This is a genomic window from Rahnella sp. AN3-3W3, assembly GCF_003263545.1.
Lineage (GTDB): Bacteria > Pseudomonadota > Gammaproteobacteria > Enterobacterales > Enterobacteriaceae > Rahnella > Rahnella variigena.
In genome coordinates, this window is the sequence record NZ_JYDG01000049.1 from 1 (window position 1) to 15,730 (window position 15,730).

General features: G+C 54.4%; 11 protein-coding genes. 1 reads left to right on the forward strand and 10 read right to left on the reverse strand.

Going from position 1 to position 15,730, the window contains the following annotated elements; translation table 11 throughout:
- Positions 1 to 170 precede the first annotated feature (170 nt).
- From UC15_RS14365 to UC15_RS14375, 3 genes are read right to left on the reverse strand one after another with little or no spacing between them, the layout of a single operon-like run.
- The gene (locus UC15_RS14365; protein ID WP_112289076.1) at positions 171 to 920 is read right to left on the reverse strand and encodes a hypothetical protein; all 750 of its coding nucleotides are present in this window, start codon (positions 918 to 920) and stop codon (positions 171 to 173) included.
- A gap of 12 nt (positions 921 to 932) precedes the next feature.
- Positions 933 to 3,050 (reverse strand): DUF3274 domain-containing protein, encoded by a 2,118-nt coding sequence (locus tag UC15_RS14370; protein ID WP_112289077.1) that lies wholly within the window; start codon positions 3,048 to 3,050, stop codon positions 933 to 935.
- Complete coding sequence (locus UC15_RS14375; protein WP_112289078.1) at positions 3,050 to 5,560, reverse strand: type VI secretion system Vgr family protein; 2,511 nt, start codon at positions 5,558 to 5,560, stop codon at positions 3,050 to 3,052. The genes UC15_RS14370 and UC15_RS14375 overlap by 1 nt, the downstream gene beginning before the upstream one ends.
- 432 nt (positions 5,561 to 5,992) lie before the next feature.
- Here UC15_RS14375 and UC15_RS14380 point away from each other — a divergent pair, with 432 nt between their 5' ends.
- Positions 5,993 to 6,877, forward strand: coding sequence for a GNAT family N-acetyltransferase (locus tag UC15_RS14380; protein WP_112289079.1), 885 nt, complete (start codon positions 5,993 to 5,995; stop codon positions 6,875 to 6,877).
- A gap of 20 nt (positions 6,878 to 6,897) precedes the next feature.
- On the opposite strand, the gene UC15_RS14385 is transcribed toward UC15_RS14380, so the two are convergent.
- The 7 genes from UC15_RS14385 to UC15_RS14415 form a co-directional block, all read right to left on the reverse strand.
- On the reverse strand, positions 6,898 to 8,247 hold the full coding sequence (locus tag UC15_RS14385) for a glycoside hydrolase family 10 protein (RefSeq protein WP_112289080.1): 1,350 nt from the start codon (positions 8,245 to 8,247) through the stop codon (positions 6,898 to 6,900).
- Between the two features lie 89 nt (positions 8,248 to 8,336).
- Positions 8,337 to 9,278 (reverse strand): DMT family transporter, encoded by a 942-nt coding sequence (locus tag UC15_RS14390; RefSeq protein ID WP_112289081.1) that lies wholly within the window; start codon positions 9,276 to 9,278, stop codon positions 8,337 to 8,339.
- Between the two features lie 78 nt (positions 9,279 to 9,356).
- Positions 9,357 to 11,144, reverse strand: a complete 1,788-nt coding sequence (locus tag UC15_RS14395) for an ABC transporter permease subunit (protein ID WP_112289082.1) — start codon at positions 11,142 to 11,144, stop codon at positions 9,357 to 9,359.
- Positions 11,144 to 12,652 carry an ABC transporter substrate-binding protein gene (locus UC15_RS14400; RefSeq protein ID WP_112289083.1) on the reverse strand — a complete coding sequence of 503 codons (1,509 nt, stop codon included), beginning with the start codon at positions 12,650 to 12,652 and terminating at the stop codon, positions 11,144 to 11,146. The genes UC15_RS14395 and UC15_RS14400 overlap by 1 nt, the downstream gene beginning before the upstream one ends.
- 13 nt (positions 12,653 to 12,665) lie before the next feature.
- Positions 12,666 to 13,904, reverse strand: a complete 1,239-nt coding sequence (locus tag UC15_RS14405; protein ID WP_112289084.1) for an MFS transporter — start codon at positions 13,902 to 13,904, stop codon at positions 12,666 to 12,668.
- Positions 13,905 to 13,908: 4 nt separating this feature from the next.
- Positions 13,909 to 14,724, reverse strand: a complete 816-nt coding sequence (locus UC15_RS14410) for an ABC transporter ATP-binding protein (protein ID WP_112289085.1) — start codon at positions 14,722 to 14,724, stop codon at positions 13,909 to 13,911.
- Positions 14,724 to 15,539: an ATP-binding cassette domain-containing protein gene (locus tag UC15_RS14415; protein WP_112289086.1), complete on the reverse strand. Its 816-nt coding sequence runs from the start codon at positions 15,537 to 15,539 to the stop codon at positions 14,724 to 14,726. The genes UC15_RS14410 and UC15_RS14415 overlap by 1 nt, the downstream gene beginning before the upstream one ends.
- Positions 15,540 to 15,730 lie beyond the last annotated feature (191 nt).

The window sequence follows — 15,730 nt, forward strand, 5'->3', positions numbered from 1 at the left end:
TCGTTGAGTATCGATATACCTTAATCCCCCCTGACAGCTGAATCCTGTCAGTTCCAGATAACGATGATCATCAAACCGATAGACAACTTGCGTTAGAGGGGACTGAGGTGTGGCCTGACATGCACTGATTAAGCCCGCCATAAGGCCTATGCCAATTCTTTGAATACGCATCATTTTGAAGCCAATCCTAAATTCGGGTCACAGCGCATATGATCCCAGCCGTTATAGTTTTTGACTTCGGGCACTTTATTAGGGATGCCTTGGAAATTGCTCTGATAGGCAAAGGTTTGCCACGGTGTCGGCATTTGCACCGAGTTCCATGAGAGATAATGTTTTCCCCACTGGCTTCCAACAGATGAATCAATTGGATTTAAGTGATGCTCTGACGTTCCTCTTTTGGAGGTGTACACATAATCGATTCCACTCCCTCCCGGCTCAAGACGTGGGTCATCAAAGGGTTTGGAACTCATGTAAATATCACCAGCTTTAGTCAGCATAAAGCCCTGATCGTTGACTACTGTGAACGACTCAATTTCTTCACGAGTAGGATTAGACGCCTTTATATCGTAATGCCCCCCTCCAGGTGAAAAACTTGCACCATCCCACGTACGTCCATAGTCTTTTGAAATGGCAAACCCGCCTCCTTCATATGAGGTAATTGCAATATAGCGTTCAGAAGGATGAACAAATTTCTTGGTGAAAATCCGGTACCCATCTGAAACATCATAAATCTGATGTTGGATACCTCGTTGAGTATCGATATACCGTAATCCCCCCTGACAGTTGAATCCTGTCAGTTCCAGATAACGATGATCATCAAACCGATAGACAACTTGCGTTGGAGGGGACTGAGGTGCTGCCTGGCATGCTCCGATGTTAATTACCAGAATATGCATGCCTGCCATTTTAAACGTTTGCATATATCTTCCCTGTCAGACCTGAGGTTTGGGCATATCCCACTGCAGAAGCTGAACCGTTGCATTTTCCATATCACGATGATTGCCAGGCTTGACCATCTGGCGGGAACCATAGTCGTTAGTCACTCCGAATTCTTCCCCAAGCGGCATACCTTTTTCTCGCTCTGGTTTATTCATGAATTGCTTAATATGTTCATAAGGAAGAAGGCCTTTTTGGTAATAATTTTTTTCATCAGAAATAGGATTTTCTGCTCTTCGCCAATCAGCACGTAAAAGCAACCTCTCCCAAAACTCCTGGTTTTCAAATGCCTCACATTGTCCGATCGCTAAGTCGTAGACCATTGCATGGGACGGGGCTTTATCACTGGCGACAATCGATGAATGCTGGCTGTAGGAAACATCCATTTGCACCGCAGCAGTTAACTCATCATTTGTCATTTCCCGCTGGAGAATAAGCTGCTGAAATGAGTCTCTGTGTCCAGACACTATTCCTGAAACAAACTTTTTAGGGGCATACGTGGCATTCAGCTCCTCCAGCTGCTCTGGACTTAGAACGCTCCCGTTTGACCTCATCCCATAAAAGAGCGGGCTATTGGGTACATCAACCGTTTCCGGGATAAACTTCTCCGCTTTCATTGCTGCTTTGGCTATTTCAGGGTCGTTACCGGCCATTTTGGCTTTATAGTTATCTTTACCCTGCGCCATTAGTACAAACTGAAACGGCTCAGGTAGTACCGGCGCGTTGATAGTGACGTCGGTATAGGAATAGCCAGTATCTTTAGAATCATCAGCCTGACGTGGTGGCATTGTGTAATGGAAACCCGTTTTGTCACCGACCCAAACATCTTTGCAGAAAACACGTTGATAGAGATTATCGCCCAGCTGTGCCTTAATTTTGTCCGGAATACCTCTCCAGCCAAACCCCTGAATCGGTGACATGGATACCACCTGGTCATTAGGGCAAAAATAGTTATAAACCCGACCAAAGTTATTACGGTTATAAAGGGCACTTTCCCAGATAGTTTCTTTTGCCTTTTTGGCCAGGCAGCCTGTATCCATTATTTTTTGAATATAGGCACTGTCATGTGAAAGGTTGCCCTGCGGTGCGTTTGGATTCTTCGCCATCAATTTGCAGAAATGAGCAAAGGTCTTTTGTCGCGCATCACTGGTTTGCTGGTTACCCGGCATAAAGTTTTCCAGCCAGCGATTTTCCAGTGCATAAGGGGAGTGATTAAGGATTACACAGTCAGCGGTAGGATATCCTTCAGCTTCAACCCACATATTGGCCAACATGGTGATAAGAGTGCCTTGGCTATGAGCCACTATATTTATTGTATCTAACTGCGTATCTGGGTTCTGCCGTATATCAATAATCAGATCAGCCAATCTTCGTGCTGCATAAGCCTGATAAATTCGGTGCGGGTTCTGATAGATTGGATGGCTCCAGTCCTTATTGTTCAAATTGAACGTTTCAGTACGCGACATCAGTTTCCCAATCATGGCCAGTATCGGCCCTGCGGCTCCCGGACCAAACATATCTGGGATATTGGTGGTGGCGTTCGCAAACGTACCGCCACCTTTAGCGGATAAAGGATCCAGCCAGTTATTCAGATTGTCGATTTTGGCATTGTTATGCGCCTTCAACTTTTTCTGGTCGTTTTCACGATAGGTATCGTAGGGTAAGTCTGCGTCATTACCCTTTTTTAGCAGCTCGGATTTATAGCGTTTCTGGTCTTGCACAAATGCATCATGATCGACCGGCTTATATCCCCAGTAAAAAGGGATCACTGGTGAACGGTTAACGACACCAACACATGTCTGATCCTGCACTGCACAGGTTTCTGTTGTGATGTTTCCGTCTGCGTCGGAAATCATAAAATCATGCTGTTTCCACTCATGATGATGCATATCAGTACGGCCAAGGCGCGTGTTAAGTCCGGCACAAATACCGACGTCCTGATTTTCGTAGGCTTCCCCTACGTCATTGACCCCGTGTACCAAAATAACAATGCAGGGCAGCGGAGGCTGTACACCGCACTCCTGTATCAGTGCCTTTCCGGATGTGACTGGACGACAAATATCACCTTCTGAAAGAAGCTTTGGATTACGAATGTTAGAGCATGAATCAGCCATTATTTCACTCCCTTGATCAACTCAATGGCGACATTTTCCAGTTCGCTCATCTGCAACAGAGAGGACTCACCGTTTGTATCGGTTATACCCTCAGAGACAGAGCCATCCTGGCGATGAACCCGGAACTTTTGGTTCTTGAGAACATGCGATGGGTCACCATTGATATGTAGTTTGTACTTCATACCAAAGTCCCCCTGATTAAAGGTTGGCATCGCCTGCTTCACGCTGTCCCCACCCTGATACTCCAGTACCGGCGATTTTTGAGTGATACGGGTAGGAGCAAGCTCTTCGATCACCCCGTCTTTAATGCGGATCCCAGCCCCGCCACACATCAGCAACAGCTCTTTTTTGGCGTTAAGCACTATGCGGCCGTTGGTACTGGTGATCTGCATGTCCTCGAAGGAGGTCAGCTCCATCTGGTCTTTTTGCGCCTGTAGCTGCACCTTTCCTGCAGCGGCGATGAGCTTGATGCCTAATTTGTTCGCAAATACGGAGAACAGTTCACCAGCGGCAACTGAGAAACGACGGAATACGCTGAAACTGGCATCCTGGCCAGCGGTGGCCACCAGATTCTTCCCTGCAGTTTGTTGGATAGTTTTCGGTGTGGTGTGCGCAATACCGGCATCGCCGTAAACGACGACACCGGGCTGAGCGAGTTTGGTGAGGTCAGTCTTGAGCAGCTCCTGATCGGTGGTTTCTGCCGGAGACGCCTGAGCGATATCGGCGGTACTCTTCAGAGTTTTGGCCAGAGCCAGGGCTTTTTCAAGCTGGGCAATGGCGGCATCCATATCCAGTTGCTGTCCCTGAGCACTGTTCTTCGGCTCGGTAGAAAGCAGCACGCCTTTACCGCCGCGAACGGCAACATAGGCATCAGTTCGCAATTCTGCGCCTTCACCGCGCTGCTTTCTGGCACTGTCCACAAGGTGTCCCAGGCTGAGCTGGCTCTTACCTGAATGTACCGTGCTGATTTTTATATGTTCTTTGCCCCGCTGGTCCTCAAGTCGAATCTTATTTCCAGAAGGAGTGCGGATGACGTTCCGCTTGTAGTTCGGTAACGCCACATGATCCGGGTGCGTTGAGTCATGCAGCGCATAGGCGATATAAGGCCGGTCAACGTCGCCATTTTCGAAGGCAATCGCCACGCCGGTGGAATCCAGCAGCGGCATGTGGAAGCCGCAGGTATCCCCGGAATAGGGTTTCGCCAGACGCAGCCAGCAGCTCTCGAAGCCTTTCTGCCATTCGGTGCGGTCGAAACCAAACTGGGCGCGGTACAAACCGTCGGCGTTGATGTGGGCGTAAGGTTCGTCCGGATGCGCGCTGGAGATACGGGCAGGGAGCGTGCCGGTGACGGTCGGCCACGGCAACAACGCAGGGCGGTACGGATGCTGAGTATTACGCGGAACCGCGGTGAAGGTGACGAAGTACGCCGTATCGCGGGCGACGTTTTTAGAGTTCGTGGAGACAATCAGGAGACCGTCCGGCGCTTCCGGCCAGTCTTTGCCGGGTGTGGTGATGACCATCCCCGGACGCAGCGTCATGCAGTTAGATTTGCCCTCAAAGGTGATTTGCTCACTGAGGTAACGTTCCTGACGGCGTCTGGCGTACCACATGCCCTGGCCCGGTTCGCTGCTGTATTCCTTGCCCGGTTCAGGATAGTACTCACCCCAGCGGTAATCTTCGGCGACCAGCGCGGGGTAATCCGGGTTTGTGGCGGTCGTGCCGGTCATAGCACTTTGCGCGGCATGGTAGTAATCGTCGTTAACCGTCACAGATTTCGGGATAGATTTACGGCTGACCGACATCTCCCAGACCGATTCCAGGCCGCCGTCAAACAGTCCCGCCGGATTTCGGAAAGGGATAGCAACAGGCTCTGGCCAGGCGTAAGAATGGTCGGCCAGCACCATGACGTCGCAGTTGTTCTCTTCGTCATATTCGAAGAAGTACGAGATGCCGCTGTCGGCCAAGCGTCGCGCTATGTGGGCGTACTCACTTTCGCCGAACTGCATCATGAATTTTTTCAGCGGATACTGATCATTGAGCGCAAACCGAAAATCCAGCCGGTCCATGTTGTAACGCAGGAAGGTGTTTTCGGTCATGCTGATCACGCTGTCGTTCTGGTAAATCGCGTTATTGCTGCCCTGATTTAATCGGGTGACGCGGTGTTCCAGCGTGGCGACGTAACGGGTTTCATCGGCAGAAGTGCTGCACTGGCGGAACTGCGTGATGATACCGGGGATGATGCGCGGCTTAACCGATTCCCACGGCTTGCCGTCGGGGTACATCAGAAACAGGGCGGTATAGTTGATGATGTGCTGGGCGGGAATGTCTTTCACCGCGCTGGTGAACTCAATCTCATAGCACAGAATATCGCTGATGGCCTCGCTGCCGCTGAACTTGAGCACCGAAATATCAACGCCTGGCTGCTGAGATTCAAGCCGTTTAAGTCTTAATTGGTAATGGTTGTGGATCGGTAATTTACTGCCTGCAAGAATGTAATCTTGAATGCTCATCGTTTAAGTCCCTTTCCCACAACACAGAAACAGGGTCGACTCACCTAAACCCTTTCTCTGATTATGAAACTAATCCATTGTGTAAAATCATTGATATTATGAATAGAAATAACATGTAACTTAAGTTAAATTTCAGTCGTGGATTCTACTCAAAAAACGTTGAAGTAAAAGTGATATATGGACAATCATTTGAAATAGTGGCTGTGAAAAGTGTGTTTGAATGTAATTGAAACGATGGTTTTGTGTTTTCTAAGAATTTTACTCTTATTAGTTCTGATTATTCTTTTTAAATCATTTTAGACCCAAATACATTCCGTCCTTGCCACTGGCGATTTAGCCAGACCGGGAGATGAGTGGGTAGGGCTAGCAAAGATTGACAAAATCCCGGAAGCACTTTAATTTCATTGATACTATCAACAATCAGGGTTAATCATGTCGGCCATTCACACGATCCGTACCGAGCTCCGCTATCTTGTCAGGGAGCTCGGGCTGCTGGATAAAAATTGTTTTCGTTCGGGTTTATCCCTCACGCAGGCCCATCTGCTGACCTATCTGTCAAAGAATGGCGTGACATCTTTTGCTGAATTATGTCTGCAGCTGAGTATGGATAAAGCGTCCCTGAGCCGGACGCTGAACGTGCTGGCCGGAAAAAATTATGTTGAACCGGTGGCGGGTGTCAAAGACAAACGGCAGAAAAGTTTTCAGCTGACGGCGGCGGGTGCGCGGAGTTTAGCGACGGCGGATGATGCGGCGGATAATGAATTATCATTTATCGATAATGCAATGGCGTTACAGGATGCGCAGGAAATAATAAACGGGTTACGTGCGCTGAGAATTAACACCTTCCGGCGTAACGCTGCACGTCATCCGCAAAGAATACAAATTGAAATTATGCGCAGTAATTACCTGCCGGAAGTGACAAAACTATTAACTGAGACCTTTGCGCAAGAGCAGAATATTCCGGCGGAACTGATTTCATTACCGCCGCAGTTGAAAAGTCAGTGCTGGATAGTCCGCTCGGGAGAATATGTTCTGGGCACCGTTTCCTGCTGGTATGAAAATAATCAGTGGCACTGGGGACGGTTTGCGGTGAATCCGTGCTATCGCGGAATGGGGATCGGTAAACAACTGGCGCGTGTTTCATTGCAGGAGATGCTGGAGCAAACCGATAAAGTCTTGCTGGATGCGCGGGATTCCACGGTGAAAATCATCAGTGATCTGGGGGGCATCATTACCGGCCCGACCACAGATTTTTACGGCATGCCGATTACACCCATGCGCCTTAAAAAAGAAGATTTTCAAAACGCGACCGCCTGACCGGTCGCGTTCCTGTTGCCTCAGCCCGCGCTGCCCCATCTGCGTTTCAGATAGCTGACCGCTTCCTGCGTCTGCGGCTGGTTGAGGTAGTTTTCCCTGAACAGAATTGTGCCCTGAATTTGCGGGTTGGATTCATTCATATCGAGCTGTTTTTTCAGCTCAGGCACGCCGCCGCTAATCATCCAGTCGGGTTCACTCTTCGAAGGTTCACCCACTTTATACAGCGCGACACCAATGTAGAGGCGCGTATGGGTTGGTTTTACGACATCAGCCCACCACTGCGCCAGCACATCATAACGCGCGGCTTTGCGGGCAAAAGGCCAGTAAAGTTGCGGGGCGATGTAATCAAGCAAACCCTGCTGCACCCAGAGACGCGTATCGGCATACGCCTCATCATAGGCCGCCGCGCCAGAGGTGCGGGAACCAGCCGGATCGTGCGACACATTCCGCCATACGCCAGCCGGACTGACGCCAAATTCCACGCCGGGTTTCAGCTGTTTAATGGTGCGTGAAACCTGCTCAATAAGTAGCTGGGTATTATGGCGTCGCCAGTCGGCTTTCGAGGCAAATCCCTGTCCGTAGCGCCGGAACGTCAGATTATCGTCGAGCGTCGAACCCGGCGCTTCAGTATAGAAATAGTCATCAAACTGCACACCATCCACCGGATAACGCGACACCACTTCGGCCACGATGCTGGTTATCCAGTCGCGCGCTTCGGGAATACCAGGGTCGAGCACAAAGCGGTCGCTGGCGGTACGGATCCAGTCGCGGTGCAGGACAAATACGCTGGCAGGATGCAGTGGCAGCGTGTTGTTCAGCTCAGCCACGGTAGAAGGTTTGGTGTTGACCGACACGCGGTAAGGGTTAAACCATGCGTGGACCTTCATTCCGCGCTTATGCGCTTCATCGAGCATAAACTGCAACGGGTCATAGCCCGGATCCTGACCAATTTTGCCGGTCAGCGTATCCGACCACGGCAGGATTTTAGAGGCCCACAGCGCCGTGCCATCCGGTTTCACCTGGAAGAATACGGTGTTTATTCCGAGACTTTGCAGCTTGTCGAGTTTGTCAGTCAGAGCCTTTTTCTGCTGGCTGATGCGTGCAGCCGGACTGCTGGCCGTCACCGAAGACACCGGCGGCCAGTCGAGACGGGAAACCGTCGCCAGCCATACACCGCGCACCGGTTCATGCGACGGCGCAGATTTACCCGGCAGTGGCTGTTTGGACACCGGTGGCAGCGGCGTGACCAGCGATTTCGGCGGCTTCGAAGAGCAACTGGCCAGTAACAGCGCCAGCCCCATCAGGGTCGCTGATGTTTTGACGATCTTGATCGCTGAAATGTGTTGTGATCGGGCGATGATAAACTCCATTTTTCTTGTAATCGCGGGGACAGGCAGCAGATTAGCTGCTTCGTGTCGCGTGCTTAATGATCAGGATTAATTTTCACTGTAATCAGGCATTAACGCAATTTCCCGTGACGCCTTTTTGCTATCCACTGGCGCAACATTCCTTCGGCGCTCACGGTCAGGATCCCCAGCATGATAAGCAGCGCACCGGCGATAAAGTTGATTTTCAGCGGTTCATGCAGAAAAACCACGCCCGCAATAATGCCGAAAACCGGCGTCATAAACGAGAGGATCCCCAGACGCGAAGCCTGATAACGGCGCATCAGGCTGAACCACGCCAGATAACTGCCGAACGTCACGATCACGGTCTGAAATACCATGCTGCTGACAGATACCGGCGTCAGGCGAAACTGTGTCTGACCGGTCAGTAACGCCATGGCACCGAGCAAAACGAACGCGCCAGCCAGCTGATAAAACAGCGTCATGGTGGCGCTGCCGGAAGATAACGCGCTGCGACGCACCACGATGGTGGTCATACCCCAAAAGGCACCGGCCAGCAGGCCGAAGAAATCGCCGAGCAGCATATTGCTGGCCTGCGGTGCAGTAGAATTATTGCCGCCAAACAGGAAAGCGACAATTACGCCGAGAAAGGTGATGCCGACGCCGGACCATTGCAGGCGGCTCAGGCGTTCTTCCGGCACCAGAAAATGCAGGCCAAGCGCGGCAAATATCGGTGCGGTATACAGGAAAACCGCCATGTGCGCGGCGGTCGTGAACCGCAGCCCTTCGGCGACAAACATAAATTCGACGGAAAACAGCAAACCGACCAGCAATCCGGGGCGCAGCGTCTGTGCGCTGAACGGAATTTTTCGCTGGCGGATGAGCATCAGGACCATCACCGCCAGCCCCGCCATGCCCGAGCGCAGCGCCACCTGCAACAACGGCGTGATATCCGCTGCGGCGCTTTTGATCGCCACCTGCTGCACACCCCAGATAATACAAAGCCCAACCATCACGCTGCTGGCAAATCCGTCCAGCGGTTTACGCGAGTCCATTTTCTGTCTTCCTGTTCTGTCTTCTTGTCATAAATCAGTCCAACAGATTAGCGCGAAACTATAAATTCAGATAATGGTTCAGCGAGCACGGGCGGGATTTTTCCAGCGTACATTGCTCAGGGTTACGGCCATCACCGACAGTAACGCCAGCGCGCCTGCCGGGGCGAAAACCGTCCAGCCCGCACGCTCGATATAAGGCATGCCTTCGGCCAGCACGCGTCCCCATTCAGGCACCGGCGGCGGTGCGCCAAGCCCGAGAAAACCCAGAGACGCCAGCGCCAGCGCGATGCCGGGTAAACGCAGTAATGCGTGGCGCAGAAGCGGACCAGCAAGGGCGGGAAACACATAAAACACATGACGACGAATAGCCCCGACGCCGGAAAGGGGCAGCATCTGCATATAAGCCCGCGCGCGGATTTCTGCCACCCGCGCGGCTGTGTGAGCCGCCAGCGGTGCCCAGCTGACGGCAGTCACGGCAATAATGGCGCCTCCCGCCGTCGGGCCGCTAACGGCGGCAACCACTAATCCGGCGATCACCGGCGGCAGCGCATTCGCAACTTCAACCGGCCCGGTCATGGCGCGGGGAAACGCTCCGGCAATGAGGCCGATAGCCAGACAAATCAGCGACACAATCAGCGCCTGAAAACAGGTATTGAGCGTACCGTGCGCCACACGGGCGAGAAGGTCGCGTCCCATGGCATCAGCGCCAAAAGGCAGGGCGAAAGAGGGCGGCTGTAACCGCAAATATTCCGATGCCAGCGGGTCGCGTGGCAAACCGGTGAAGACCATGACCAGCAGAATTCCCAAACATAACAGTGGGATCCACGGTCGGGATTTTTCCGTGGGATCGGAAGATACCGGAACCGGCAGCGCGTTCAGTCTTACGGCGCGCCCCAACAATACGATCCGCACCCCTCCGGTTAACATGCCAAAAAGAGACGCCAGCAACAGCAGGATCAAAACGCCGGTCTGTAAGGCCGGTAAATCTCCGGCTGCTGCGGCACCCAGCGTGGCGCGCCCCAGACCCGGGATCGCGAACACCTTTTCAACCGCCACCGCGCCGCCGGTCAGGGAAACCAGCACCAGTCCGGTCAGCGGCATTACGCCGGGCAGCGTCCGGCAGATAACCGCCAGCGCGGTATGACGGCGTTGAATACCCAGCACGCTCCAGGTCGTCAGCCAGTTTTCTTTAAAGGTTTCGCAGAGCGCATCGGAGTAAATTCGCCCGAGATATCCGCCCGCAGGAATCCCCAGTGCCAGCGAAGGCAGGACTGCGTAATGCCAGCCTTGCCAGCCATAAGGCGGAAAGAGGGAAAGCCAGACCGCACCCACAATCAGCAAAACAGACGCCAGTAAAAACTCCGGCAGGGCGGTGAACAGTGCTGCGGTAAACCCTGCCGGACGGGGCGTTCTGCCCTGTAATCCGCGCACCATCGTGCCTGCGCACAGCAGCAGTGCGAGAGTAAAGGCCACGCTGGCCGAGGATGCCATCAGCGTTAATGAAACGCCGGTTGCCTGCAACATACCGGGCAGAACCGGCAATCCAGAAACCCAGGACACACCGGCCTCGCCTTTCAGCAAACCGCTCAACCAGTGCGTCAGCGCGAACCAAGGGCCGTTGTCCAGCCCGAGCGACTGGCGGATAGCGCCCAGCGTTTCTGCAGTGGCTTCCTGCTCACCGGACCGTGCGCGCAGCAGCGACAGCGCCGGATCACTGCCCGACAGCCACGGCAGCAGACCGGTGAGCACGACGATCCCCGTCAGCGTCAGCAGGCGTGAAATCAGCGGCACCAGTGCGCCGCCGGTCTGACTCATGCGCAGACGGCTGACCCCCGCGCAGGTGCGGCAATACAGGGATTCACTCATCAGTCGGCCTGAACCATGCGCTGCGTTGCTGCGTTGATCAGCGTGCGTTCACGCGGGTCGCGCACTGCGTCACGAATGTCCGCTGCTTCGCCCTGAATCACGCGTTCATGCAGCATCGGAATGGCGGCATCGGTAGCCAGTATCAGGTTTTCAGCCTGCATAATGGCCTCACGGCGCGCATTGCCTGCCGGAATGGCAGCGGCTTTTTGCAATGCCTGGTCGATTTCAGGGCGACACAGTTGCGCGATGTTAAAAGAACCTTTGCAGGCGAAATCGCTGTACATGTAGGCCACCGGATCGCCGGAGTCGAGCACCGTCGCCCGCGATAAAATAAACGCATCGAACTTACCTGCCAGAGCATCAGATTCGATTTGTGAATACTCGCGAACCACCTGATTGACGGTAAAACCGGCCGCCGTCAGCTGCTGCGCCAGATACACCGCCACTTCCGGCAGTTCGGCGCGGTCACTGAAAGTTGCTAACGTGATGGTTTCACCGGCAGGTTTTGCGGCAGTGACCGGATGGCTTACCGGCTGGCGCAATTCTGCTGCCCACGGCAGCGCCGGGCCGAGCAATCCCTTGGCCACATCGGCACGTTTTTCGTAAACGTTATCCACCAGTTGCTGGCGGTTGATCGCGTCGCGTACGGCAGCCCGCATTGCCGCGTCCTGCATCACACCGGATTTCGTATTGAGATACAGCGTGTTGGTGCGAGGCATCGGCACTTCGTGGATTAAACGCTGGTCGAGCAACGGTGCCTGTGAAACCGGAATAGCTTCCACAATATCCGCTGCACCGGTGCGTAACGCGGCTCCCCGCGCGGTACCGTCCGGCACAAAACTGACGTCGATGCCGCTGGCTTTAGCCTGTTCCCCCCAGTAACCGGCGAAACGCTCGAGTCTGGCGCTGCTGGTGCCGTTGATCTGCACCAGTTCAAAGGGGCCGGAACCGGTGTGGCGCGGGTTCACCGTACCTTCCGCGCTGTAGGCCTTTTGTGAAAGGATGGCCAGTTGCGGGCTGGAAAGCCGCTGTGGCAGCAACGGATCGGGTTGCGCGGTGGTGACGATAACGGCCAGCTGACCGTCCGCTTCAGCGGTCAGTTGCACGCCATCCAGAATGCGTGGTTTTGGCGCAGCTTGTGCGGCGACGGTCAGCGCATTTACCACCGTGGCGGCATCAAGCGCGCTGCCATCATGGAATTTTACGTCCGGGCGTAACTCAAACCGCCAGCGGTTATCGCCGGTTTGCTGCCAGTTTGTCGCCAGCGCCGGTTGCGCTTCGCCCAGTTTATTCAGCACCACCAGCGTTTCTGCCGTGCTCCAGCGCGAGAGTTTAAACGCATCGTCGCTGAGCGGCGTCAGGCCGGAACGTGGCGGTTGTAACATCGCCAGACGCAGGCGCTGATCGACACTTTGTTGGGGAGTTTTATCGGCTTCATTGAAGCAACCGGTCAGTAATAGCGCAGCAGAAAGCAGCCCGGCCAGCGGGCTTACACGTAACAGAGACATCAAAAATTCCTTGTCAGATTGCGGGAGGAGGCAGGCGGCGGCAGATTCGCCACATCGCCAGCGCACTTAAAAAGGGAACCGCCGCCAGTGCCAGCCACGGAATGACCGCAGCGGGTGATGGAATTAGCGCGTTATCAAGCAGGCCGCCGAGCAGGAAATTGCCCGCCAGCACTGCGATGCCGCCCATCGACGAGAGCGCACCGTAATGTGCGCCGAGATTATGTTGCCCGGCAAAGCGTGGAATGAGATCCATCCCGACCGGCACAATCAGCATCTGGCCGACAGTCAGCAGGGTGATCAGCAATACAGATGGCAGCAGCCGCAGCCAGCCTTGTGGCGGGATCGTCCAGGCGAACAGCGCGACAGCGACAAACGCGGCAGAGAGCAATCCGAAGCCCGCAGGTAAAATCCGTGCGGCACCCATCCCGCGGGCAAAACGCGCCAGCGGCATTTGCAGTCCGATCACCAGAACCGAAGCCAGGACGAACAATGGCCCGAGATCTTGCTCACTGCCGCCAGAACGGCGCAGTTCAACCGGTAGTGCCAGATAGAGCTGGTTGTAGCTGAACAGGTACGCGCTGTAGGCGATGATAAAAGCCACAAAACGCGGCTGACGGAACGTCTCCCACCACGGCACAATTTTCAGTTCTGTGGCGCGTTTTGGCGTGGCGGGCAGGGTGAAAAACAGCACCAGCAGCGCAATCATAAACAGTCCGGAACCGGCCAGCGCTACCGGCTGAAAACCGTATCCGGAAAGCAGGGAGCCGAGCAGCGGCCCAAGCACTGCACCCAGTTCGGCACATACTGCTGACAGAGCAAACCATTCGGCGCGGCTGCGTTTTCCGGCTTTTTCGCTGTGGGTTCCGGCCTGCGCCAGCAGGGCTTCAATGGAAGGGGAAAACAGTGCGCCACCGATACCGGTCAGGCAGGCACCGAGGATCACGGGTGCCAGCGTGTCGGAAAGTCCGAGCAGCAAGAAACCGGCGATGCGCACCACGCAACCGAGCAGAATAATGAGACGTGCGCCATAGCGATCTGATAACGCGCCGCCGACTAAAAACATCCCTTGTTGTGAGAACGTCCGCAGACCCAGCACCAGCCCGATCGCCCAGCCGGAAAGCAGTAAATCATCGCGAAGAAAAATCGCCAGAAATGGCACGACAGCATAAAAGCCAATATTAAACACCAGACTGCTGGCGAGGAGCAGCGGCGGTTTGGGCGCAGAAGGGCGCGCAATAAAACGGGTCAGCATCCGGTTATCCGTTAACGATCAAAGGTAAATGAGGTATGGCGTTGAGTAACTGCCGCGTATGAGTATGGTCCGGAGAACGCAAAACGTCCTGCGTGGCGCGATCTTCTACAATCTCACCGCAGTGCATCACCAGCAGACGCTCGCACAAACCGGCGACCATCGAAATATCATGTGTCACCATCAGCAGGCCCATGCCATTTTGCTGCGTCACCTGTTGCAGCAGCTGTTTGACCTGCGCACGCAGCGGCAGATCCAGCCCACTGACCGGCTCATCAGCCACCAGAAATTGCGGGCGGATCGCCAGCGCACGGGCAATCGCCACACGCTGTGCCTGTCCGCCGGAAAGCTCGCCTGCCGTCCGGGAGGTGAGAGTGTCGCTGAGACTCACCTGCGCCATCACATCGCTGACCCGCAAACTAATATCGCCTTCAAAACCCAGACGTTTCAGCGGTTCGGCAATAATCTGACCGATCGTCTGCGCAGGTGGCAATGAGCCTGCAGGATCCTGCGGAATATACTGCACGCACCGCCGGTATTCCCGCAAAGAACGTGCTGAGCCCGGGCGGATTTCTGTACCCGCGCAATACACCTTCCCGATGTCGGGTGCTTCGAGCGCCAGAAGAATTTTTAGCAGTGAAGACTTACCGCAGCCGGAAGCACCCACCAGTCCGAGAGTTTCGTGGCGGCTTATCCGTAGCGACAAATGCTCAAACAGCGTTGTGTGTTGTCTGCGCCAGAAGGCACGCGGCAGCGCATGATGACGGCTGACGTTACGCAGATGCAAAAAGGGTTCGGTGACCAGATGCAGTGAAGTTTCCATCAGACTGCAACCCCGCAAAGTGACGCAGCATTCTGATGCAGTATGGCGGCCTGTCTGGCGGCGTGAACCAGTTGTCTGGAATACGGATGTTGCGGGCGGCTGAGCAACTGCGACATCGCGGCAGATTCCACCAGCACACCGTTTTCCATCACCAGTGCGCGCTCGCATAATTGCGCGGCGACGGCGATATCGTGGGTGATAAACAACAGCGCACGCGAAGGACGGGCAAAACAGGCTGTACGTATGGCCTGCAAAACCTGATGTTGAGTTAACACATCCAGCGCGGTAGTCGGCTCGTCCGCCACCAGCAACGCTGCGCGGGATTGCATCGCCAGCGCAAGGCACAAACGCTGGCGCTGACCACCTGAAAGTTCAGCCGGATAACGTGAAGAGAGTCGCGCAATATCGCCCAGCCCGACGGCGTCCAGCATGGCGTGTATGTCATCAGTGGTTGCGGCGGGCAGGGCGAGGCGCAGCTGTTTTCCGAGTGTCATCAGCGGGTTCAGTGCGGTGGAGGAATCCTGAAAAACGGTGGCGACACGGCTGTATGCGGAACGTGATACCGGCGGTTTGCCGCAAACTTCTGCGCCATTCACCCGGATACTGCCGCTGAGTCCCGCGCCTGCGGGCGCAGTGCCAGTAATCGCCCTGGCGGTCAGAGATTTGCCTGAGCCGGAAGCGCCGAGCAGACAAACGCGCTCGCCTGCGTTGATGCTGAAACTCAAACCGGAAATCCGGTTTTCATCGGCGAGCCGCATTGTCAGTCCTTCAACCACCAGAACCGGCTCAGTTTTTTGTTTATTGTCTTGCGTCATCCCTGAACCCGTCCATCCAAGCGTTTTCTTGATATGTGATAACATAACAAACTGTGTCAATTTGATGCAAAAGGTTTTGTGTTTTTTTCTCTGTCATCTTCTTGCGTCCTGCATTTTTTTGCCCGTTGCAAAAACAACAGGGCAAAAAAGTCCTCCACCTGCACAACCCTGAGCAACAGCCTTTCAGAAGC